The following is a 23,183-nucleotide window of genomic DNA, read 5'->3' as shown; positions in this document are numbered from 1 at the left end:
ATGTTGCCCGACGCTAGCTTTATCTCTGAATCAACAGTTTATTTGCTTTTTGATATCCACGTGGTAAGAGGTGACCTTTTGAAGCACGTTTACCCATGTATTTTTGTAGATCCTCACCTTTTAATTTTAGATGTTGTTGACCTGCAACCACCTGAATTATTTCATCTAAGTTCAAGGTTGTCATGGATAAAATCTGCTCTTTCGCTTCAAGTTGTATCAACTTATTACCTTTACCCTTATTTAAGTTTGGCAGTTCTGACAAATCAATAATTAAGAGTCGACCTGCAGAACTAAGCACAGCTAAATGTGTCATGTTTTGGGCAGGTATTAAGGGTAAAGCTGTTGATTTTTCAGGTACCGACAAGAAGCTTTTTCCTGCCTTGGCATTGGTATCTAACTGTTTGACTTGAGTTTTAAAGCCATAACCTGATGAGCTAGCAGCAATAAGTTCTGAGTCTTCATCATCTAAATAGACCTGAATAAACGATACTCCACTTGCAGGAGCAAGTTTCGAACTTAATGGCTCACCTAAACCTCTTGCTGATGGCAAGCTGCTAATAGGTAATGCGTAACTACGCCCTGTCTCATCAAGGAAATAAATTCGTTGATTGGTTTTACCCACCGCATGACTTAGATATTGGTCGCCAGCACGATAGTTTAAATTCTCTGCATCAACATCCGCACCTTTTGCAGCACGGATCCATCCAGCTTCAGATAAAACCACCGTTACTGCTTCAGCTGGCATTAAATCCTGTTCTTTAATTTGAACAGCTTCAGCACGCGCGACAATTGGAGAACGGCGTTCGTCACCAAACTTTTTCGCGTCTTCTTTTAATTCACCAATAATCAGGTTCTTTAAAGATTCTGGATTTTCTAATTGTTCACGAATAATGGCAGCTTTTGCAGCAAGCTCATCTTGTTCATGACGGATTTCCATCTCTTCAAGTTTTGCTAAATGACGTAACTTGAGTTCTAAAATTGCTTCTGCCTGTATTTCATCAATTTTGAAATGTTCCATCAATACAGGTTTAGGCTGATCTTCTTCACGAATAATACGAATCACTGTATCAATATCAAGATAAGCAATTAAAAGACCTGCCAAAATATGTAGGCGTTTTTCAATGCGGTTTAAATGATATTCTAAACGGCGAGTTACCGTTTTTTTGCGGATTTCAATCCACTCAAGCAAGATACGGCGAATCGATTTAACTTGAGGACGCCCGTCCTCACCAATCATGTTTAAATTAACACGGTAGCTTGATTCTAAATCGGTGGTCGCAAATAAGTGGCTCATCACCGCTTCCGCATCAATGCGGTTAGAACGCAGTACAATCACGAGTCGTGTTGGATTTTCATGATCCGACTCATCACGCACATCCACCACTAATGGCAGCTTTTTGGCCTGCATTTGGTCGGCAATTTGAGTAATTACCTTAGAACCCGATACTTGATACGGCAATTCGGTAATCACGATTTCATTTTTTTCGATGGTATAAACCGCTCGCATGCGGTAACTGCCACGACCAGTCGTCTGGATTTTGAGTAATTCTTCTGGCGGCGTAATAATTTCAGCTTTTGTTGGTAAATCTGGCGCTGGAATATATTCAGCCAATTTTTCATCTGATGTTTGCGGGTTACGAATTAAGGCAATTGTTCCTTTAATCACTTCACGCAAATTATGTGGCGGAATATCGGTCGCCATACCCACCGCAATACCAGTTGTACCATTAAGTAGAATATTAGGAACTCGTGCTGGTAACGTAATTGGTTCTTTTAAAGAACCATCAAAGTTATCTTGCCATTCACTCGTGCCTTGTCCTAACTCACTTAGTAATAACTCACTGTAGGCAGAAAGTTTTGCCTCGGTATAACGCATCGCAGCAAACGATTTAGGGTCATCTGGTGAACCCCAGTTCCCTTGACCTTCAATTAAAGGATAGCGATAACTAAATGGCTGAGCCATTAGCACCATGGCTTCATAACATGCCGAATCACCATGCGGATGATATTTACCGAGTACGTCACCGACAGTACGGGCCGATTTTTTTGGCTTACCACTGCTTTTTAAGCCCAACTCGCTCATGGCGTAGACAATACGGCGCTGTACAGGTTTTAAGCCATCACTGATATGTGGCAATGCACGGTCCATGATGACGTACATGGCATAATTCAGGTAAGCCTGTTCAGTAAATTCGGCTACAGAGCGGTTTTCTGTCGCTTGATGCGCAAGGCTGGTCATAGTCAGCTTATCTTCCAAATCAGTCGTTATTTTAAGTGAGTCTTATGCTAAGTGGGCTATGTTACAGACACAAGAGGGACTCTGTCACCTAAGCGTCAAATTATGTCTCATCTCTCTATATTTTTAGTTACTTGCTATAAAGTTAGGCAAAACTAGAGACCGATCGACTCTAGTCTTTTACCTTGGGTTTCTTCACCTAATATTAAAATTACAGCTGCAACCAAAAGTAAAACAATAGTGAACATCATAAAAACATGGCTAAACCCATTTTTGGAAACCATCATATGAGTGACGACTATCGGTGCCAAAATTCCACCTAAACGGCCCATTGCCGATGCCCAGCCCGAACCGAAAGCCCGAATATTGGCTGGATATTGCTCTGGTGTATAGGTGTATAACACTCCCCATGCACCCAAATTAAAGAATGACATGAGACAGCCCCAAAACATAATGCTATTTACACTATCGGCTTGTCCAAAGAAATATGCAGATAAAGCACAAAAACCGATAAATGCAGCGAGTGTAATTTTTCTACCCAATCGCTCCACAAACCATGCTGCTGCCAAGTAGCCGGGTAGCTGCGCTAAAATCATCAACAAAACATATTCAAAAGATTTAACGATGTCATAGCCCTGTTTCACCAATAAGCTTGGTAGCCACGTAAAGATACCGTAGTAGGAATATACAATTCCAAACCAGATGAGCCAAAGCATTAAACTTCTGCGAGCAAATTGACTACTCCACAGTTGTTTAAAAGAGACTTTTTGTCGCATGGCAACAGGCACGACTTCAATATGGTGAACAATTTGAACACCTGCTTGAGCTTCTAATTTTTGAACTAATGCATGTGCTTCTTCAACACGTCCACGGTTAATCAGGTACGGTATCGATTCAGGGAGTTTTTTCCAAATCACTAAAATATAAATTAGTGGAAGGCCTCCCATAAGAAAGGCAATATGCCAACCAAATTTAGGAATAATAAAATAAGAAATGAGTGCCGCAACTAGCCAACCCAAACCCCAAAAACTTTCGAGTAGTACGATAAAACGACCACGTACATGTGCAGGTATATATTCACTTACCAATGTCACTGCAACAGGTAACTGTCCCCCAAGTCCAAGACCAACAATAAAACGGAAAATTAATAACCACTTTAAGTCTGGAGCAAAAGCACATAAGGCTGTCGCGATGCTATAGATCGCCATAGTCACTGCAAATATTGTCTTACGACCAAAGCGGTCTGCTAAAGCCCCTGAGCAAACAGCCCCAATAGCCATTCCTACAAAACCAATACTCACAATCCAACCGCTTTCGGCTGGTGTTAATGCCCAGTCTTTCACAAGCGTTGTCATGATAAAAGCAATGATTCCTGTGTCCATCGCATCAAACATCCAACCTAAACCAACCACCCACAATAATGTGTAGTGAAATTTGCCGATTGGAAGATTTTGTATACGTGAAATCAGGTCCATAGGAAAAACTCTACTGGAAAGAATAAGTGAGCAAGCCAATATATTTAATTGTTATAGCATGCCCACATGGAGTTCTGCAGGATTAATGTTCGTCGGTTGAAGAAGCCGATTCTGCATCATCATCTTTATAAATAAATTTCGGCATTTCCAATCCAAAATAGATCGCAATCAGGCGTAAGGTAAAACCAAACACCAAAGTTGAAATGACGGTTAACTCTAAACTTAATCCTAAATCCTGACAAACCCAGTAACAGATGACTGCGACAAAAGAAATACTCGCATAGAGTTCACGGCGGAAAACAAACGGAACATCGTTACATAAAATATCACGTAAAATACCACCAGATACTCCTGTCAGCACCCCCGCTACTGCCGATACGACAAAACCATGCCCCATTTGTAAGGCAATCTGGCAGCCAATAATCGTAAAGCCAATTAGACCTAAAGCATCGAGCACCAAAAAGATGTTATGTAAGTGACGCATCCATTTGGCAATAATGATTGTGACAAATGCAGCACAACAAGTGAGCACCAAATATTCTGGATGTTTTACCCAAGTTAAAGGATAGTGACCTAGCAATACATCACGCACCGAACCACCACCTAAAGCAGTCACACAGGCAATCAGTACGACACCGAACCAGTCCATACTCCGTCGACCAGCAGACAATGCACCTGTCATGGCTTCCGCAGTAATCGCAATAATATAAATAACGGTGAGTAACATCGCCCTTTCCCTCAGGCCAAACGGTGGGCGTATTTTAAGATAAACTTACAGAAATTGTGCACAGCATTGCTTAAATTTTTTTCCTGAACCACATATACAAGGTTGTTTCATGGTGACATGCATATCGACCGTTGGGTCGAGAAAAAACCATTGTTGCTGGTGAGATACAAAATGTGAAATCTCATGGTGTATTTGGGCTTTTTGTCCATCATGATAATGGGCCTTGAACTCAACCTGTGCATGAGTTTTATCTAATTTCTCGTTGGCGTTAACTACCTCTAAACCTAACCATTGATTTTGTTTACTCCACTCTGCAAGAGCCTCTTTATCAAGTGCTGTTTGCTGACCTAAAGCAGTCGTTTCTACAATATAATCAATTTTTTGTAATGCAAAAGCGCTATAGCGTGAACGCATAAGCTGCTCTGCCGTTAGTGCTTTTGCTGTGCCTAAATGTAAAGGCTCACAACATTCTATATAGCTGCCTTTCCCACATGGACAAGTTTGTTGGGTCATTTGGTGTTTCTCAAATAAAAAAATAGCTCAGAGTTGAGCTATTTTATGATGTTTCTAAACTTAAAACGTCATTTAATCTTTTGATTCATCTTGTTCGATCGAAACAATATGAACTTTCTCGATTTTATGACCTTCCATCGTAATCACTTCAAAGCGATAACCGTCCGCCTCAACAGCTTCACCATTTTCAGGTAAACGGCCTAAATGGAATAACAAGTAGCCTGACAAAGTTGAATATTGTTCACTTTCATCAACCAAGTCACGACCTAATAAAAGTGATACGTGACGAATGTCAGTTGAACCTTCAAGCATTAACGAACCATCTGCCAAGCTTTCAGCAGCAGCATCTAACTCATCTTCATCCGGGAATTCACCCGCAATTGCCTCTAAGATATCGATTGGCGTTGCAATACCTTCGATTGAACCATATTCATTTAGAACAATTGCCATTTGTAGAGGTGCTTGGCGTAGTTGCTCCATCACCATGAGTACCTGAGCATTTTCATGCACAATCACAGGTTCACGTAGATGCTTTTGGAAATCAATTACACCTGTTTCAATAAAGTTGTTTAAAACTTTATGCGTAAGTGCAATACCCTCAATATTATCAAGCTCACCGCGTGCGACAATTAAACGAGAGTGTGTCATCGACATTAAACGTTCTTTTAACACTTCAGGTTCATCATCTAAGTCAATCCACTCAAGTTCAGGACGTGGAGTCATAACAGACTTTACTGGGCGCTCTGATAAGCCGAGAACGCCTTGTACCAACACACTGTGATAAGCACCATTGTCTTCGTCAAAAACCTCATCTGCAAAAGCTTGCGTAGCCAATACATCTTCTTTATCAGAAGATTGAGTATCTGAAGAACCACTGTTTTTGCTGCCTAACATACGTAAAACAGCAGAGGCTGTGCGATAACGCAGGTCTGTCGTAGTAACCAGCTTTTCCTGATTGCGGCGCATGCTCTGATTGATCATTTCGACTAAAATTGAGAAGCCAATTGCAGCATATAAGTAACCCTTCGGAATATGGAATCCAAAGCCTTCCACCACCAAAGAGAAACCGATCATCATCAAGAAACCAAGACACAGAATAACGACTGTTGGGTGCTTATTGACAAAGTCCATGAGTGGTTTTGATGCCCACAACATGATTCCGACAGCAATAACAACAGCAACCATCATTACTGATAGCTCTTTCACCATACCTACAGCTGTGATTACACTGTCTAACGAGAATACAGCATCAAGCACAACAATCTGGACAATGACCATCCAGAATGCAGCATGTACGGGATTATCTTCCTTATGAAGTTGTTTCCCTTCCATCCGCTCATGCAATTCCATGGTGCCCTTAAAGAGTAAGAACACTCCACCGAATAGCAAAATCAAATCACGACCAGAGAATGGATGATCAAAAATATGGAAGAGTGGTTCAGTCAGTGTCACGACCCAAGCAATCGAGGCTAAGAGTACAAGACGCATTCCCAAGGCAAGCATTAACCCGATTATACGCGCCTTGGATCGTTGCTCTGGCGGTAGTTTTTCGGCCAAAATAGCGATAAAAACGAGGTTATCGATCCCCAATACAATTTCAAGAACGATTAAAGTTGCTAAACCCACCCACGCAGAGGGATCAGACATCCATTCAAAGATCATTGATCCTGCTCCTGTGTTGTTTGGCTTTTATCTTTATGTGGCAACACAACGGGTGCGCCTATACAAAAGGAGGAAAATGTTTTTTTAAGACAAGAAATTAAAACGGAGCGACTACAACCACTACCCATATTTGTTCATATGTTGTTAAACGAATTTTTAGTATAGGCAAGATTTAACATAAATTCATCACTTTTATTTGTTCATAACTAGCATTCACCAAACCCATACAAAACATGAATCTTTCTTATAAATCTGCTTATAAAGTTGTCATATCTTTTGCTTAGTGTAGACAAGAAATATGAACGTGATAAGGTAAAAATAAAACAATGAATAGCGTATTAACAATGGCAGTAAATGATTCACCAATAACAGCTGTAAAAACAAAGCAACCTCTTATTGCATTATATTGTGGTTCACGTGCAGGAAATAAACCAATCTATCGGGAGAAGGCAATTGAACTGGCTCATGGAATTGCTGAACAAGGCTTTGGTTTAGTCTATGGCGGTGCCAGTATCGGTTTAATGGGACAAGTCGCAGAGAGCGTTCTTGCAAACGGCGGAGAAGCTGTCGGTGTGATCCCTGAATTTATGCTTGATTATGAAGTCGCACATGCTGGACTCACCGAACTACATGTCGTAGAAACCATGCATGAACGTAAAGCCATGATGGCAGAACGCGCAAGTGCATTTATTGCATTACCAGGTGGTTTAGGAACATTCGAAGAAATATTGGAAATAGCCACTTGGGGCCAACTCAATCAACACCAAAAACCCATGATTTTATATAACGTAAATGGTTTTTATAACGCACTTATTGCCCAATTAGACCATGCAGTTCAAGAAGGTTTTCTTCCCCTTCAGCATCGAGCTAAATTAATTGTATGTGAAGACGTTGATCAAATTTATAACGTCATTAAAAACTTAAAAATGCCAAAAAGATTTGTTGTGTAATTCTCTAAAGAATAAAAAAGAGCCTCTCAGGCTCTTTTTTATTTATAGGCCTTTTTCAACCTATTTATTTTAAATTAATTTGATAAATTGCCGTACTGCCACTAACTTCATTACCCACTACTAATAATGGTTGACCATTTGGCGAGTTTTTTGCAGAAATAAATATTAAACCCTCTGGACCTAAGTCACCTTGTTTTGTCATATCGGTTTCTTTGAAATTTCGAGTCGTAAAATATTCAACAAACTGCGGCTTATGCGGAGTAGTAATATCGTAGACCATGATACCGCTTACTCGCTCTAATCCAATAAAGGCATAAGTTTTTTTGCCAATCGTCCCAACAGTAACGCCTTCTGGTTCTGGTCCCTTACCTGTACTACGGCTATCAAAGGTCACTTCTTCATGATCACTATTAAAATAATCAGGGAACAGCTCAGCAATTTTACGCTCAAATTCACTACCAGAGTCCCAAACTAACTGCCCTTTAGTATTCCAAATACTAAATGAACGTCCACCATACGCATAAAGTTTGTCATAGGTTAAATAACCATCAGCATCTAATTTAGGTGAACCGTCATTATTGGTTTGGTAGCCTTTGGTCCAAGTGACTTTTAAACGGCCTAGCTGATTATCTTCACGGCACCCAGCAGCATCGGTTGCAGTTGCACCACAATAGCCAAAAATTGCTGGATTCAAACGTGCGCCTTTTACGCCCGCTACAATTTTTTGTAGGTGTGCAGGATAATCTCCATCTGTATTAAATCCTTTTTTCTTGAATAAATCTTTTACACGAATTTCTTCAGCAAAACCTTTGGTAATATCCCCTGTAAAATAGGCATCCTCATCGGATAGCCATTCACGGGCATCACCCTCGTTGGCAGTTACCAGATAAGTTTCACCATTAGCCGTATAATGCGCAATTGAATCTGGTTGATACATGCCCACCAGACCTGTCCATGGCTGAATATTAATTTTACCAGTTGGGTTACCATTGCTATCTTGTGGACCATCGCGATCACTAACATCTAATGCATTTGCTGCAATGCCATAATCCTTATAACCGAGTGGATAAAGCTCCATCACTTTTTGTTGAGTTAAATCGATTTGTGCCAATGCATTATTTTCTTGTAATGTGACCCAAGCAGTTTTACTATCATCCGAAACAGTAATGTATTCGGGTTCTAAGTCCTGTGCGACAGTCGCATTTGGTCCAAAAATACGGACACCCTTTTCTAGCAATGCTGCCTTTTGATTATTCCATGCTTTAAAATCAGCAATAACTGCTTTTGGCTGCTGAATATTACTCACATCAATAATACTGACTGAACCTTCTGGGTCGACAGAATAATCATCATTAGGCTCAGCTTCATTTGCAACCAAGACTTTCTGACCATCTGGTGTAAAAGTCAGCATATCCGGCAGCGCGCCTACCTCAACCTTACTAATAAAGCTAAGATCACTGGCTTTAAAAAATACAACAATACCAGGATCAGTTTTGACTTTTGCTTGTACGGCTAAAGCGACAATACCATTATGTACTGCAACACTATTTACCTCTGAATCTGCTAAATATAGACGAGCAGATAATTCTTTAATATGGACTGGGTTTTCAGGTTTAGAAGCATCTAAGACATCAACCAATCCTTTTTGCGCATTTACTACAAATAGGCGTTTACTTTGTGGATCATAAGCAGGGATTTCCGCTGCACTTTGAACAAAAATACCTGTTTTATATCGTCCTAATAAACTTAATTGAATATTATTTGGAGTGATTTCCGTTTCTGTTTGGCTTACGGTATCGTCACTATCATTACAAGCGCTTATCCCCACAGATAAAATTGCAACGAGCAATGCTGTAAACTTAAATTTCATTTTAATATCCATAGCTTATTTTAAATTGATTAATTTATAAGCACACCATTTAATTCTGATGACATTTCCATGTGAATTTCATCCCAATAGGCTTCTTATTACTTTTGCTTCTTTTAGCTCCAATTTGTTTTACACTAGACCAAAACGTTAATTTTCAAATGTTATGAATGCCACGCCGACTCACCAAGCCTTGCAACCCGAATATCGCTTACTCGTTCTTTTGGTTTCCATTGGCTTTTTTATGCAGGCTTTGGACACAACGATTGTAAATACCGCTATTCCTGCAATGGCTCATCATCTAAATGAAAATCCTTTACGCATGCATAGCGTAGTCGTGGCCTATGTATTATCGGTTGCTGCTTGTATCCCATTGAGTGGATGGTTAGCAGACCGCTTTGGTGTTAGAAATATTTTCTTGTCGGCAATCGTGATCTTTACTCTTGCTTCTTTAGGTTGTGGTCTTTCACAAAGTCTTAATGAGCTGTTATTTTTCCGCGTTATCCAAGGTGTAGGAGGAGCCTTACTACTTCCTGTTGGCCGATTATCACTTTTAAAAATTATTCCTCGAACTCAGTTCTTAGCTGCAATGAGCTTAATGAGTCTAGCGGGTTTACTCGGACCTTTGGCCGGCCCAACTTTAGGCGGCTGGTTAGTTGAAGTTGCAAGTTGGCACTGGATTTTCCTCATCAATATTCCTATGGGCATACTTGGCATATTAATGACACTAAAAGTCATGCCAAATGTAAAAGAACCTTCAGTCAAAACATTTGATTTAGGTGGCTTCATCTTATTAGTAGTGGCAATGATTGGATTGTCTTTAGGGATTGAACACTTAGCTTCACCTGAATATTCAAAATGGTTCAGTATTTCGCTATTAGTGGTCGGAATAATCGCAACATTTTGGTACGCATATCATTCACATACTCATCAAAATGCATTATTCCGTAGCCGACTCTTTAGAAATAAAATTTATGCGATTGGTATTTTAGGTAATTTCTTTGCTCGCTTTGGTGGTAATGCCTTACCTTTTGTTTTACCACTCATGCTACAGGTTGCTTTTGGTTTTGAACCCTTCATTGCAGGTTTAATGATGATTCCATTAGTTTTAGGTTCATTATTTTCAAAACCAATTGTCAGACCTATTATTCAAAAAATTGGCTATCGACGTTTTTTACTAATTAACACAACGTTAGTTGGGTTATGTATTGCCTCTTTTTCAATCATGACCGTCGATACTCCAACTTGGTTTAGAGCTTTACACTTTTTCTTATTTGGCACATTAAATTCATTGCAATTCGTTGGAATGAATACATTAACTTTGAAAGATTTGCCTCAACAAGATGCGAGTAGCGGTAATAGTTTCCTATCGATGATCATGATGCTATCAATGAGTATTGGTGTTGCACTGGCAGGTACCCTCATTAATATTTTTACCAATTATTATGGTCCAGACCATGTGACTACAGCATTTCATGTCACTCTCATTTGTCTCGGTTGTATCAATGTCATTACTGCATGTATTTTCTGGCAAATTCCAAAGAATACGCCTGTGTAAGCGTTTGCATTTTTAGCATGGTTTCTCGCTTGTGAATCACGCTATGATGTCAGCTTCATATTTTGAATGAGTTTTGCATGACCAAACCGGCTAAAACCTTTTTCACAGCACAGCACAATACCCTAATCGGAATTGGCTTAGCTTTTGTTATGGGAATTTTGGCTTATTTTGGTCTGTTCTATCAGCAAAAAGCCGTTGCACAAGATTATCCAGTTCAAGGCTTCGATGTTTCTCACCATCAAGGTGATATTAACTGGAAAAAAATATCACCAGAGAAGTTCCAATTCGTCTATTTAAAAGCGACAGAGGGTGGTGATTATAAAGATTCAAAGTTTCAAGAAAACTGGCTCAAAGCACGTGAGCAAGGCTTTCATGTAGGTGCTTATCACTTTTATCGTCTATGTCGTGATGGTAAAACGCAAGCAGATAACTTTATTGCGACGGTACCTAAAAAATCAGATGCCCTTCCACCCGTCATTGATCTGGAATACGACAGTAACTGTATTAATACTTACACCAAAGAACAGTTAATTAAAGAAATTGGCATCATGCATGACCGCTTAAAACAGCATTATGACAAACAACCCATCTTTTATATTTCTAAAACTTTTTATCACATTGTCTTAGTTGGGAATTTTCCTGAGACTCCTCTTTGGGTACGTGATTATGAGAGTAAACCTGAACTCAAAGATAAGAGAAAATGGCTCTTTTGGCAGCATAGTAATCAGGGTAAAATTGTAGGGATAGCCAAGCCTGTTGATCTCAATGTTTATGAGGGATCGGTCAAGCAATGGCAACAATTTTTACAGCAGCAAGGCATCGTGAAAGCACAATAATATGCGCAAAATCATTCATATCGATATGGATGCCTTTTATGCATCAGTCGAGTTACGGGAACGTCCTGAATTACGACATCTACCCGTTGTTATTTCATCTCATCATCCTCGAGCTGTAATCGCTGCTGCATCCTACCCTGCCCGTGAATTTGGTTTACGTTCAGCTATGTCAATGAGTCAGGCAAGAAAACTATGCCCTCAAGTCGTTATTATTGAGCCAAATTTTGAAAAATACCGTACGGTTTCCGCTCAAATTCACTCGATCTTTCAGCAATATACGCTACTTATTGAGCCTTTATCTTTAGATGAAGCTTATTTGGATGTCACTGATAATTTAAAACAGATTGCAAGTGCAACTGAAGTTGCCATGCATATTCGGGAAGATATTTTTAGGTTAACGGGACTGACTGCATCGGCAGGTGTGGCACCAAATAAGTTTTTGGCAAAAATCGCTTCGGACTGGAATAAACCGAATGGTTTATGTGTAATCAAACCTTCGCAAGTTGCTACTTTTATTCAAGACCTTCCGCTTAAAAAGATTCCTGGCGTAGGTAAAGTCACTCAGGAAAAATTACAACAGCTTCAGTTACATACGCTGGGCGATTTACAAAAAATTGAAGAGGCAGTTTTAGTTCACCACTTTGGTAAATATGGACAGCAACTCTATCTATATGCTCAAGGCATTGACCACAGACCTGTTCAAGCTGAAAGAGCTCGCCAACAGATTTCGAAAGAGACAACTTTTGATAGTGATTTTACTTTGGCTCAATGCCAGCCCTATTGGCAGGGATTAGCCGAAAAAGTCTGGCAAACACTAGAGAAAAAACAGCTCAATGCTCGAGGTGTGAATATCAAACTTAAACTTAAAAATTTTCAAACATTACAGCATAGTAAAAGCTTTAAAAGACCTATCCAGTCGCAACAAGACTTAATCCAAGTTTTATTTTTATTATTAAATGAAATGCAAATCCCCGAACACTTCCAGTTTCGCCTGATTGGTATAGGTGTTTATCAATTACAGACCCAAGCGGAAGACTTCCAGCTTAACCTTTGGTAATTGACTACTTTTCACTCAAAAGAGTAACTTTTGAACAAAATAGACTCCCTTTTACTCAAACTTTAGAGTAACCTAATCCACGCATATTCATTACCCATGTATTTGCAACATGCCAAAGCAACCTTTACTTTCGGCATATCGTCCTGTGATTGGCGTGACGACCAAATCCGAATATTGCAGGGCTCTTCTGATACATGGCTTAGATATCCCTTCATCACAATAAACTACTGAAATATCATTCTACTTGCTTGCACCGGCCTAGCAACTCTTCATAAAATCAAAACTATTAAATAAGGCCACTTTAGAGCATTTTTATGACGGTAAAGCGTTTACACGTTACTTCACGCTACTGCGAAGTCGCGATTTCAGGTAATTTGGTCCACTTAGCTGGGCAACTCGCAGATGATACAAGCGCAGATGTTACAGGGCAGACTCAACAAACTTTAGACAATATTGATCGTCTATTGGCAGAAGCTGGAACAGATAAAACCCATATTCTTTCTGTCATAATTTTCCTAAAAGATATCGAAAAAGACTATACAGCAATGAATGCGGTTTGGGATGCATGGATTAGTGAAGGACACCCTCCAGCACGCACATGTGTAGAGTCAAAACTCTATGCGCCAGATGTGCTTGTAGAAATGACGGTTGTTGCGGTACTTCCTTAATTATTATTGGTTTTAATCAATAAAAAAACTGAGCAATCTCTTGGATGATGTTGCTCAGTTTTTTAATGGCTTTAAAGTCTCTAATGTCGGCATATTATTAAGATCTTCTTTAAAAGAGCTCTCCAATCAATTGCTATAGTGACTAATTCTTAAGACTTCACAAAAGCATTTGACATTCTTTCTAGCTGTGGCGTTGCATGCAAAGTCGCCAATTCTGATTCAGGACTTAATAAATCTCTTCTTAAATCATGATAATCAGGCACACCACTATAATGCAGCACACGATAGCCAGCTAATTGTAATAAACGACGTTCATATTGTTGATGCGCTCGGCGTAACCCATTTTCCCCCAGAACAACGACTACAACCACTTGATAATTTTGGTCAAGCACAACAAAATCAGCTGCCATATTTTGATATTTACGGCGTGTATGCGCGTATTTTGTAGTTAAAAGAGCATCAAAAGATACATGTGCTAGTACTGTAAATTTGGGCAAAACAGTTTGTAGTCTGGTTAAGGTCATTTGCTCATTACTAGTTAATACTGCACGGCGCTTCAAGGCACTATCATGTTGATGCCTTCGCGAAAGACTTTTCACGGCCATCACAACAGCCAGAAATAATAATAAGATCGTGATTAAATAGTACATGGGTCCAATCCTTTAGGTTTTTTATAATGATTTTGCTAGATCACACTTTGTTTTAATTGATAACGACACAGCCGTTTTTTTAAAAGGTTCACTTAGTAATTTCACTTGTAGTTATCAAGCTTGGCTTAAATTTAGCCACCCTCACATTATTTATAATCATAGAGTCTTCAACAATCAAGTGCAGCTCGTCAGATTTTTGGCATTTATCATTATTCTTTACGTTTTTTGTACTTTAAATCTTCAAAAATCTCACTATACGATTTAAATAATCATATTTAAAACAAAACAGGCTCTGTTGAAGAGCCTGTTTTATCATTATCCGCGAGCTTTTGATTTTGGTTTACTTTTACCCCCAAACGGTCTTTTTTCTCCTGTTTCACGAGGAGGCAAGCCCGTGTGCTGAGTAAGCACCTGTCCCTTTTGTGGACGCTTCTGATTTGAATGATTATTCGTTTGCTGGTTATTTCGTTTAACCGAATCACCTGCCGTAGACGAGTTTTTCTTACGGGCAGATTTATATTCCCCTTCTGTGCCTTTTGGCTGATAAGTTGGAATTAAATGCTGCTTCGAATTACCAATTAAATCGGCACGGCCCATTTCTTTTAAGGCTTCACGAAGTAATGGCCAGTTGTTTGGATCATGGTAACGCAAGAATGCTTTATGCAGACGACGCCGTTTTTCACCTTTTACAATATCAACTTTTTCAGTATAGCGAGCTACTTTAGCAAGCGGGTTTTTGCCCGAATAATACATGGTTGTTGCAGTTGCCATTGGTGATGGATAGAAAGTCTGTACCTGATCGGCACGGAAACCATTCTTCTTCAACCAAATTGCAAGATGCATCATGTCGTAATCTGAAGTGCCCGGATGCGCAGCAATAAAGTAAGGAATTAAATATTGCTCTTTTCCTGCTTCTTTACTGAAACGGTCAAACATTTGTTTGAAACGATCATACGTACCAATACCCGGCTTCATCATTTTTGATAACGGGCCTTGCTCGGTATGTTCAGGAGCAATTTTTAAATAACCACCAACATGGTGTTGTACCAGCTCTTTCACATATTCAGGGTTCAATACTGCAAGGTCATAACGTAAACCCGAACCAATCAGAATTTTCTTCACACCTTTAATTGCACGTGCTTTACGGTAAAGCTGCACTAATGGCGCGTGATCGGTATGTAAGTTTTGGCAAACACCCGGATAAACACAAGAAGGTTTACGACAGTTCTTCTCAATTTCAGGGTCTTTACAGTGCAAACGGTACATGTTTGCTGTTGGGCCACCTAAGTCAGAAATAATGCCGGTGAAGTTCGGCGCTGTATCACGAATTTTTTCAATTTCACGTAAGATCGAATCTTCAGAACGGTTTTGAATAATACGCCCTTCATGCTCTGTAATTGAACAGAATGTACAACCGCCAAAACAGCCACGCATAATGTTGACCGAGAATTTGATCATATCAAATGCAGGGAAACGCGCGTCACCATAAGTAGGATGTGGCAAACGTGCATAAGGTAAATCAAACACATAATCCATTTCCTCTGTAGTTAGAGGAATTGGAGGTGGGTTAATCCAGACATCGCGTTCACCATGGCGTTGAACAAGTGCGCGGGCATTACCCGGATTAGTTTCAAGGTGCAAAATACGGTTTGCATGCGCGTAAAGCACTTGATCATTCGCTACTTCTTCAAAAGAAGGCAAGCGAATTACCGCCAACTCTCGTGGTGGTAATTTGTGTTTAATTGCTTTTGATGGTGCTGGCTTTAATTGAACGATTTGAGTGTCGTCATCGAGTTTGTCGCCTTCACGCACAATCGGATTTGCAACAATCTCTTTTTGGAAGTTTTGATACTGAGCTAAAGAGTTACCTTTTTCTTTTTCAACCTCACAGCCATCGATATCTTCTGTCATGACATATGGGTTAATAATTGGATCAACACGCCCAACTGTATCTACATCATTACTCGCAACTTCAACAAACTTTGCTTTTGATGCTTTATTATGTTTATTAATAATAAATGCCGTACCACGAACATCAGTAATCTCGTGGATTTTTTCACCTTTAGCCAAACGGTGCATCACATCAATAATGGCACGCTCACCATTACCATACATGAGCAAATCGGCTTTTGAGTCCATCAAAATCGAACGACGAACTTTATCTGACCAATAATCGTAGTGCGCAATACGACGTAAACTGCCTTCAATACCACCTAATAACACTGGTACGTCTGGAAAGGCTTCACGACAACGTTGGCAATAAACTGTTGCTGCGCGGTCAGGACGTTTATTTGGTTCATTGTTTGGAGAATATGCATCATCAGAGCGGATTTTACGATCTGCCGTATAACGGTTAATCATCGAATCCATATTACCTGCAGTCACCCCCCAAGCAATCGTTGGCTTACCTAAAACGCGGAAGCTTTCAACATTGGTCCAGTCTGGCTGCGCAATAATTCCGACACGGAAACCTTGTGCCTCAAGCACACGCCCAATCACACCCGATACAAATGATGGGTGGTCAATATAAGCATCACCACAGACTAAAATAAAGTCACACGCATCCCAGCCGAGTTGGTCCATTTCTTCTCGTGACATCGGCAAAAATGGCGCTGGTTCAAAACACGACGCCCAATATTTGTCGTAATCAAACAACGCTTTTGGCGCAGTTTGCATGGTGTAGGCAGTAGACATGGCTTGCGAATCTCGGCTAGCAGATGAAGGAGAGACATCTAAAGATGAAAGCCGATCATTTTAACATGAATTTCATTCATTTTCCCTGTTTATAAAACATGCGAAAACAACAATATAGAAATTAATTTGATTAAAGTTTATTCAATATTTTATTCTAGGAATAAATACGGCGGAACAAAATCCGCCGCGGTTTTAATTTTTTTATTTATAGCTTAGAACAAAGCTTTTGGCAAACGAATCTGAATAATCTCATTATCGTCAGCTAATTTTGCGTTACGTCCTGTCGACCCTGGGAAGTTATTATCATTGAAAACCGTAAGCGTTGTACCATTTTCAATAATCACATCTTCAATGGTTTCAAATGGGAAAGCAAAAACCTGCCCCGTACCAATATCACCCTCTCTAGCTGTGCCATACAACAAATTCGGGTTAGCGATTTTAATTAAATCGACTAAATCTTCACGGCCTACTAGCTGACCTGACTCATTTAATTTAATACGAATTAATTTTTTATATCCGCCTAAATTATTCTGAGTTGCATCACGTTCAATAATAATGCCTTCTTTATCATTAAAGAGTTGGAAGTCACCAATATTGGTTGCCTTACTGTCTAACTGGAACCAATAATATTGCCCTGTATATGCTTTTTTCTTCACATCAAATTGAGAAATCAATAATTGTCTTTCCGTTTCTCGAATTGATTTAATTGGCTTTTCTATAAGAGGGTAAAGATACTGCCCATCTGGCGAAATTGCCATCCCTTCAAAACCACCACTTTGCTGAACTAGAGGCTCTACAAAATTAATTTGCGCTTTATTAAATTGATTCTGTGGTGAACGTAATTCTTGAGTCGGATTTAACGGATTTGGCAGAGCAACCGGTGCATCTAATAACACACCATCTGCTGAAAAATGAAGTAAATAAGGCCCAAACTCATCTCCAATCCAGTAAGTCCCATCGCTAGTACGTTGCATAGATTCTGGATCAAAATCAGCGCCCGTTAATAAACGCTCAGCTGTATCACCATTGACAATATTAAATGGAATTAATTTATTCGGATCACGCAGTTGGATAAAGCTTTGTACAGTAACTTGGCTCGTGCCCTTAGTTTTAGTTTTGAAATCAGGCTTTATTTTATAAATACGAAGTAAAAAGTCTGCTGAATTATCTTGGGTACCAAAACCGTTATCGGCCATTGCCATATAACTGCCATCTTCATTTTTTAATGCAGCAGAAAACCCCTGTACAGGTTGACCTTTAAATGGAGGATAAATTCCATTTGCACCTTTTACATATGCCCCTGAGTTTGGACCAGCAGCATAAGTTTCTACAGGTAACTTGGCAAAGGAAATTAAGGTAGGTTCGGTAATGTTTTCAGTAGGTGCAGTTTGTTCTTTGTCGTTATCATCATTACATGCCGCCAATCCTAAACTGGCAAAGCATAATAATGCCGCTAATGTTTTTTTGCTCATGGTTTTATACAGTTGGTAAAAAATTAAGCAAATTTAATCAAGCTTATATGAAGTTTTTACTTCAAAAATATGAAATCTTTATGGCGAAAATATGACAACCCCAACTATTCAATACAAACACAAACTAAGTAGCTTCATTAAAAAGAATTAAAGTTTCGTTGGCTGATATTCTCCAGCAATTGCTGCTTTTAAAAAGTTCTGGAAGGTTGGGCATTCCATATGATTTTCAGCAGGACATACAGCCGCATGTTCTAATCCTTGGCTGATAAAATGCAATCGTTTTGCCATTTGCTCTAATTGTTGAGCTTTATCTTTTAATTTTTGCCGATCAAGTTCAGGCTTACCATCTTGTCCAAACATTGTTGCGATTTCATTTAAAGAAAAACCCGCAGCACGACCTAAAGTAATTAATGCCAGTTGATCAAGCACTTGTTTGCCATATTGTCGACGTAAGCCTTGCCGCCCTATCGATTTAATTAGTCCTTTCTCTTCATAAAAACGTAACGTAGCCGTTGTGACTTTTGCCTTCTTAGCGACTTCACCAATATCCATAATACCCTCTTGACTTCAAGTGAACTTTAACTTGCACAATAAATTTATCACGTTTCATACGTATAAAAGCAAGGTTTCAATATGAATCTCTCAACATTGTGCTTACAAGCTTTATGTCTTGGTATTGGTGCAACAGTCATTATGGATATATGGCTGTTAATACTAAAATTATTCAAAATTCCGACCTTAAATTTTGCCTTCCTCGGCCGTTGGGTTGGTTGGATATTTCAAGGGAAACTCATCCATCAATCTATTGCAAAAAGCCCTCAAATTAAGGGTGAATATTTATTGGGTTGGATTGTTCACTATAGTGTTGGGATTATCTTTGCATTGAGTTTTCTTTTCATTGTCGGCTCAGATTGGCTTATTCATCCTCAGTTTTACTCAGCTCTAATGCTTGGTGTAGTCACTGTTCTCATTCCATTTTTTATTATGCAACCTGCGATGGGTAGTGGCTTTGCTTCATCAAAAACACCCCATCCTTTTTTGAACTGTCTAAAAAGTTTAATGAACCATAGTGTTTTTGGTTGTGGCTTATATCTCACTGCAAAACTATTTCAAATTTAAATAAAAGGAGACTGCTCATGAAGACTGTTGCCATCATTTACCATAGCTGCCAAGGTCACACCCAATTTATTGCTCAGCAAATTCAAACTGGTATTTTGAGCCATAAAAATATGAAAGCAGATTTACTCAATGCAGAAGATATTATTAACAACCCAGAAATTCTTATCCAATATGATGGCTTAATTTGGGGTTCTCCCACATATTTAGGTGGTGTTTCTTCCAAGTTAAAACAACTCATGGATGCAACTGGTCCATTATGGAAAAAACAGAGTTTTAAAGGAAAATTAGCAGCTGGGTTTACCGTTTCCTCTCTTCCTGCTGGTGATAAACAATCGACGCTCATTTCGATTTTTACCTTTTGTATGCAACACGGCATGCTCTGGGTTGGTAATCCAATTCTGCCAGAACAACACCAAGGTGTTGTCTATGCACAAGCAGCTAACCGTCTCGGTTCATGGTCAGGCTTAATGGCTCAAGCTGAACATGGCAGTAATGCAGATGGTTTTGATGAAGGAGATATTAAAACAGCTCAACAATTTGGAGAAAATTTTGCATTGACCTTAAATGCTTATCAAAGAATATCAAACCATGAAAGCACAGAGACGAGTCGAAATAATATTTAAGAAAGTTTAAAAAGTAGGTCTGTAAGCTTAAACCTACAAAACTTGCGGTGATTTGCGGATATCCAGCTTTATCATTTTTTCATAATATATGAATCATAGAGAGACAGGATGTCTCATTGAAGAAGAATAAGAACGCAGGAAGCGGTAGTTGACAGGAGTTAGCTACATAAAGCTGAATACGAAGAAACCTCGACAGGATGTCGGGGTTTTTTCATTTCAATTATACAAAATTCTTACTTTATAGATGCGCTGAGCAACAGAACTTATATTGATCTGATAAGAATGGCTGAATACCATCATTTCATTTGAAATTTGATTATTGGTTTTGTATTTTGCTTACCTCATCTTTAGCTCAAGATCATTTTGAACCATCACAATTACACCACCTTAGCCTCAAATTTTTTATTATTGCATTGATGACAATAATGACAGGGTGTACAAGCTTAGGACCTAATAGTGGCTCATTTTCTTGGCGCTCAAATAAACTCTCGTCTGGCTTACAAAAAGCGTATTCTGTTCCAGCGAGCACAGCCAATCGGCTATCGCCAATGATTATTCAAAGTGCTGACCAATATAATGTCCCCCCTCTTTTACTCGCAGCAGTCATCAGGCAAGAGTCTAGTTACAATAGTAATGCTCGCTCTCCTACTGGCGCCGTCGGTTTAACTCAAATTATTCCAAGTTATTGGCAACAAACTTGTGCGGGGAATTTATATGATGAAACCACTAATATTCAATGTGGTGCTTATATCTTAAATCACTATTATCAGTCAGCGGATAGTTGGTTCAAGGCAACAGCTTATTATAATGTGGGCCCAACTGGATATGAGCGAAGTTTCTGGACACGACACAAAGCGAAAAAATACGCTCGATCTGTGAAGCGTCATCAGAAAGCTTTAAAAAGTGCATTATAAATTAAGGTTAAATAAAAAAAGCCCATCTATTAATGGGCTTTTTTTATATAATTAATTTTATTCGTCAAATAAACCTTCAAATAAAACAGAAGATAAATAACGTTCGCCACTGTCTGGAAGAATAACAACTATTGTTTTACCAGAATTTTCAGGACGTTCCGCAATTTTAGCAGCAGCAGCCAATGCAGCTCCGCTCGAAATGCCAACCAGAATACCTTCTTGAGTTGCACAATTTCTTGCCCACTGAATTGCTTCCTCACTACTCACTGGTACAACTTCATCAACAAGATCTAAATCAAGATTTTTTGGAATAAAGTTCGCACCAATCCCCTGAATTTTATGGGGTGCAGGAGTAATGTTCTCACCATTTTTGATTTGAGTAATAATTGGAGACTCAGCAGGTTCAACAGCTACTGAGTATAATGGCTTATTTTGGACTTGTTCAAAATAACGTGAAATACCCGTTATCGTACCACCAGTACCTACGCCAGCAACTAAAATATCAACTTGGCCACCTGTTGCTTGCCAAATTTCTGGACCAGTTGTGTCCACATGAATTTGTGGATTGGCTGGGTTTTCAAATTGTTGTGGCAAGAAATAAACATCGGGCTGTTCAGTTGCTAATCGTACAGCTTCATCAACCGCACCTTTCATTCCTTTCGCAGGTTCAGTTAAAACTAAATTGGCACCTAAAGCTTTTAATACTTTTCTACGTTCAAGACTCATGCTTGCTGGCATAGTTAAAGTAATTGGATAACCCTTTGCTGCCGCAACAAAAGCCAATGCAATCCCTGTATTACCACTAGTTGGTTCAACAATATGCATGCCTTTTTTTAACACACCACGTTTTTCTGCATCTGCAATAAGTGCTGCTCCAATACGACATTTCACAGAAAAGGCAGGATTACGACTTTCTACTTTTGCTAATACAGTTGCGCTAGTTTTAATTAATCGATTGATGCGAACTAAAGGAGTATTACCAATAGCTTCTGCATTATTTGAATAGACTGCGATACCTAAATTATTGGGTGTTGGGAATTGCTGATCGGTAGACATGTTATATCCTTATTAGATTTGGAATGCTTCTGAATCATTATAGGCTTGTGGACCGAAGAGAAAAGTAGAAAAGATAAAAAATTATAAAAAATAAATATTTTTCAATATTTTAAGTATAAATAATAAAATTAGATGATCCTTCTAATTCAATGCATCATGACCAAAAAATAACGAGTAAATAAGCATTAATCTTTTGCTCGTTATGGCTCATCTAGAATTTGCTCTAATCTCTTTTGGTAATTATTCAAAAAATCCTTTGTTACTCGGAAATGTTCCGTTTCTTCATAGCTCACCTGTTTAATTCCCGATTCCGAAAACTGATAAATTTTTGCATTTGGGTACGCCAGAAGGATAGGTGAATGTGTTGCAATAATAAATTGGGATTGTGCCTGACATAAACGATCTAAAACTGATAGCGTTGTCATCAGCATGGTCGGCGATAAAGCGGCTTCTGGTTCATCCAAAAGATATAAACCTTGTCCTTTTAATTTCATGGTTAATAGCTTTAAAAAACCCTCCCCATGAGAATGTGTATGTATATCTCCACCGTAACCCACCAGATAATCTATTTCTTTCATATAAGTTGCCACGTTATAAAAACTTTCGGCCCTTAAAAAATAATAGTCTCGAGGCTTTTTATAGCTTTTGATTGTGCGCAGTGATTGATATAAAACAGAACTGGTAGTTGCCGTATTCAGTTGAACATTGCGTGTACCCCCTTCTTCCGAAAAGCCTAATGCCAGTGCCAGCGCTTCGAGAATAGTGGACTTGCCAGAACCATTTTCTCCAACGAAAAATGTAACATCAGGATGAAATTCAATATTTTCAAAATCATTTACTGCTGGAATAACATAGGGATAGCTGGCCCAATCCAAGCTCTCTGAAGCTTTCAGCTTTATGGCTCTGATATAAGGTTTTTCTTGCATAATGCTATTAGAAATCTATTTTCATTCTATAGCATAGTGAATTTTGAGTAGCAATAACATGCTTACGCAGTTCTCAACGTCTTAATTTGACGCTTTTCTTATCCATAAAAATTCCACTTTGAAACAGTTGAGCCAAGAATAAGCTCTTTTCCCGTGCACAAAAAAACACCCCCACTCAAA

The 23,183-nt window shown here is 39.1% G+C and carries 20 protein-coding genes and 1 pseudogene; 8 read left to right on the top strand and 13 right to left on the bottom strand.

Going from position 1 to position 23,183, the window contains the following annotated elements:
* Positions 1-19: 19 nt before the first annotated feature.
* The 5 genes from parC to AWW73_RS02680 all read right to left on the bottom strand — a co-directional run bounded on the left by parC (position 20) and on the right by AWW73_RS02680 (position 6,613).
* Positions 20-2,239 carry a DNA topoisomerase IV subunit A gene (gene parC, locus AWW73_RS02700; RefSeq protein ID WP_062848680.1) on the bottom strand — a complete coding sequence of 740 codons (2,220 nt, stop codon included), beginning with the start codon at positions 2,237-2,239 and terminating at the stop codon, positions 20-22.
* Positions 2,240-2,391: 152 nt separating this feature from the next.
* Positions 2,392-3,711: a niacin transporter NiaP gene (niaP, locus tag AWW73_RS02695; RefSeq protein WP_062848679.1), complete on the bottom strand. Its 1,320-nt coding sequence runs from the start codon at positions 3,709-3,711 to the stop codon at positions 2,392-2,394.
* Positions 3,712-3,793: 82 nt separating this feature from the next.
* Positions 3,794-4,438, bottom strand: a complete 645-nt coding sequence (locus tag AWW73_RS02690; protein ID WP_016144082.1) for a trimeric intracellular cation channel family protein — start codon at positions 4,436-4,438, stop codon at positions 3,794-3,796.
* Between the two features lie 45 nt (positions 4,439-4,483).
* Complete coding sequence (locus AWW73_RS02685; protein ID WP_062848678.1) at positions 4,484-4,951, bottom strand: YchJ family protein; 468 nt, start codon at positions 4,949-4,951, stop codon at positions 4,484-4,486.
* A gap of 72 nt (positions 4,952-5,023) precedes the next feature.
* Entirely contained in the window at positions 5,024-6,613 is a 1,590-nt protein-coding gene (locus AWW73_RS02680; RefSeq protein WP_062848677.1) for a TerC family protein, read from the bottom strand.
* Between the two features lie 326 nt (positions 6,614-6,939).
* Here AWW73_RS02680 and AWW73_RS02675 point away from each other — a divergent pair, with 326 nt between their 5' ends.
* Positions 6,940-7,563 carry an LOG family protein gene (locus AWW73_RS02675; protein ID WP_016144079.1) on the top strand — a complete coding sequence of 208 codons (624 nt, stop codon included), beginning with the start codon at positions 6,940-6,942 and terminating at the stop codon, positions 7,561-7,563.
* A gap of 64 nt (positions 7,564-7,627) precedes the next feature.
* On the opposite strand, the gene AWW73_RS02670 is transcribed toward AWW73_RS02675, so the two are convergent.
* Positions 7,628-9,433 carry a choice-of-anchor I family protein gene (locus AWW73_RS02670; RefSeq protein ID WP_062848676.1) on the bottom strand — a complete coding sequence of 602 codons (1,806 nt, stop codon included), beginning with the start codon at positions 9,431-9,433 and terminating at the stop codon, positions 7,628-7,630.
* A 163-nt stretch (positions 9,434-9,596) separates the two neighbouring features.
* Between AWW73_RS02670 and mdtD the strand changes: the two genes are divergently transcribed.
* The 3 genes from mdtD to dinB all read left to right on the top strand — a co-directional run bounded on the left by mdtD (position 9,597) and on the right by dinB (position 12,881).
* Positions 9,597-10,988: a multidrug transporter subunit MdtD gene (gene mdtD, locus AWW73_RS02665; RefSeq protein WP_057104799.1), complete on the top strand. Its 1,392-nt coding sequence runs from the start codon at positions 9,597-9,599 to the stop codon at positions 10,986-10,988.
* Positions 10,989-11,065: 77 nt separating this feature from the next.
* Positions 11,066-11,824 carry a glycoside hydrolase family 25 protein gene (locus tag AWW73_RS02660; RefSeq protein WP_062848675.1) on the top strand — a complete coding sequence of 253 codons (759 nt, stop codon included), beginning with the start codon at positions 11,066-11,068 and terminating at the stop codon, positions 11,822-11,824.
* Position 11,825: 1 nt separating this feature from the next.
* Positions 11,826-12,881, top strand: coding sequence for a DNA polymerase IV (gene dinB, locus AWW73_RS02655; protein ID WP_031947132.1), 1,056 nt, complete (start codon positions 11,826-11,828; stop codon positions 12,879-12,881).
* Between the two features lie 58 nt (positions 12,882-12,939).
* Here the strand turns inward: dinB and AWW73_RS19135 are convergent.
* Positions 12,940-13,002 (bottom strand): annotated as a pseudogene (locus AWW73_RS19135) (hypothetical protein); the annotation flags it as partial.
* A 193-nt stretch (positions 13,003-13,195) separates the two neighbouring features.
* On the opposite strand from AWW73_RS19135, the gene AWW73_RS02650 reads away from it, so the two are divergent.
* A complete protein-coding gene (locus tag AWW73_RS02650; protein ID WP_062848674.1) occupies positions 13,196-13,549 on the top strand; it encodes a RidA family protein in 354 nt (117 codons plus the stop codon).
* 149 nt (positions 13,550-13,698) lie between these two features.
* Here AWW73_RS02650 and AWW73_RS02645 read toward each other — a convergent pair whose 3' ends face one another.
* The 4 genes from AWW73_RS02645 to AWW73_RS02630 form a co-directional block, all read right to left on the bottom strand.
* Complete coding sequence (locus tag AWW73_RS02645) at positions 13,699-14,199, bottom strand: DUF2726 domain-containing protein (RefSeq protein ID WP_062848673.1); 501 nt, start codon at positions 14,197-14,199, stop codon at positions 13,699-13,701.
* Between the two features lie 315 nt (positions 14,200-14,514).
* Positions 14,515-16,893: a YgiQ family radical SAM protein gene (locus tag AWW73_RS02640; protein WP_031947130.1), complete on the bottom strand. Its 2,379-nt coding sequence runs from the start codon at positions 16,891-16,893 to the stop codon at positions 14,515-14,517.
* 212 nt (positions 16,894-17,105) lie between these two features.
* Positions 17,106-18,365 (bottom strand): esterase-like activity of phytase family protein, encoded by a 1,260-nt coding sequence (locus AWW73_RS02635; protein WP_062848672.1) that lies wholly within the window; start codon positions 18,363-18,365, stop codon positions 17,106-17,108.
* 147 nt (positions 18,366-18,512) lie between these two features.
* Entirely contained in the window at positions 18,513-18,917 is a 405-nt protein-coding gene (locus tag AWW73_RS02630; RefSeq protein WP_062848671.1) for a helix-turn-helix domain-containing protein, read from the bottom strand.
* A gap of 81 nt (positions 18,918-18,998) precedes the next feature.
* Between AWW73_RS02630 and AWW73_RS02625 the strand changes: the two genes are divergently transcribed.
* The 3 genes from AWW73_RS02625 to AWW73_RS02615 all read left to right on the top strand — a co-directional run bounded on the left by AWW73_RS02625 (position 18,999) and on the right by AWW73_RS02615 (position 21,021).
* A complete protein-coding gene (locus tag AWW73_RS02625) occupies positions 18,999-19,484 on the top strand; it encodes a DUF2938 domain-containing protein (protein WP_062848670.1) in 486 nt (161 codons plus the stop codon).
* A gap of 17 nt (positions 19,485-19,501) precedes the next feature.
* Positions 19,502-20,107: a flavodoxin family protein gene (locus tag AWW73_RS02620; RefSeq protein WP_062848669.1), complete on the top strand. Its 606-nt coding sequence runs from the start codon at positions 19,502-19,504 to the stop codon at positions 20,105-20,107.
* Positions 20,108-20,412: 305 nt separating this feature from the next.
* Positions 20,413-21,021, top strand: coding sequence for a lytic transglycosylase domain-containing protein (locus tag AWW73_RS02615; RefSeq protein WP_081409467.1), 609 nt, complete (start codon positions 20,413-20,415; stop codon positions 21,019-21,021).
* Between the two features lie 57 nt (positions 21,022-21,078).
* On the opposite strand, the gene cysK is transcribed toward AWW73_RS02615, so the two are convergent.
* Together cysK and AWW73_RS02605 are read right to left on the bottom strand one after the other, a co-directional pair.
* The gene (cysK, locus tag AWW73_RS02610; RefSeq protein ID WP_062848668.1) at positions 21,079-22,077 is read right to left on the bottom strand and encodes a cysteine synthase A; all 999 of its coding nucleotides are present in this window, start codon (positions 22,075-22,077) and stop codon (positions 21,079-21,081) included.
* Positions 22,078-22,277: 200 nt separating this feature from the next.
* A complete protein-coding gene (locus AWW73_RS02605; protein ID WP_062848667.1) occupies positions 22,278-23,003 on the bottom strand; it encodes an AAA family ATPase in 726 nt (241 codons plus the stop codon).
* Positions 23,004-23,183 lie beyond the last annotated feature (180 nt).

Origin of the sequence: Acinetobacter lactucae (assembly GCF_001605885.1) — a bacterium.
Taxonomy (GTDB): Bacteria; Pseudomonadota; Gammaproteobacteria; order Pseudomonadales; family Moraxellaceae; genus Acinetobacter; species Acinetobacter lactucae.
This window is presented reverse-complemented; position numbering and strand designations above follow the sequence as displayed.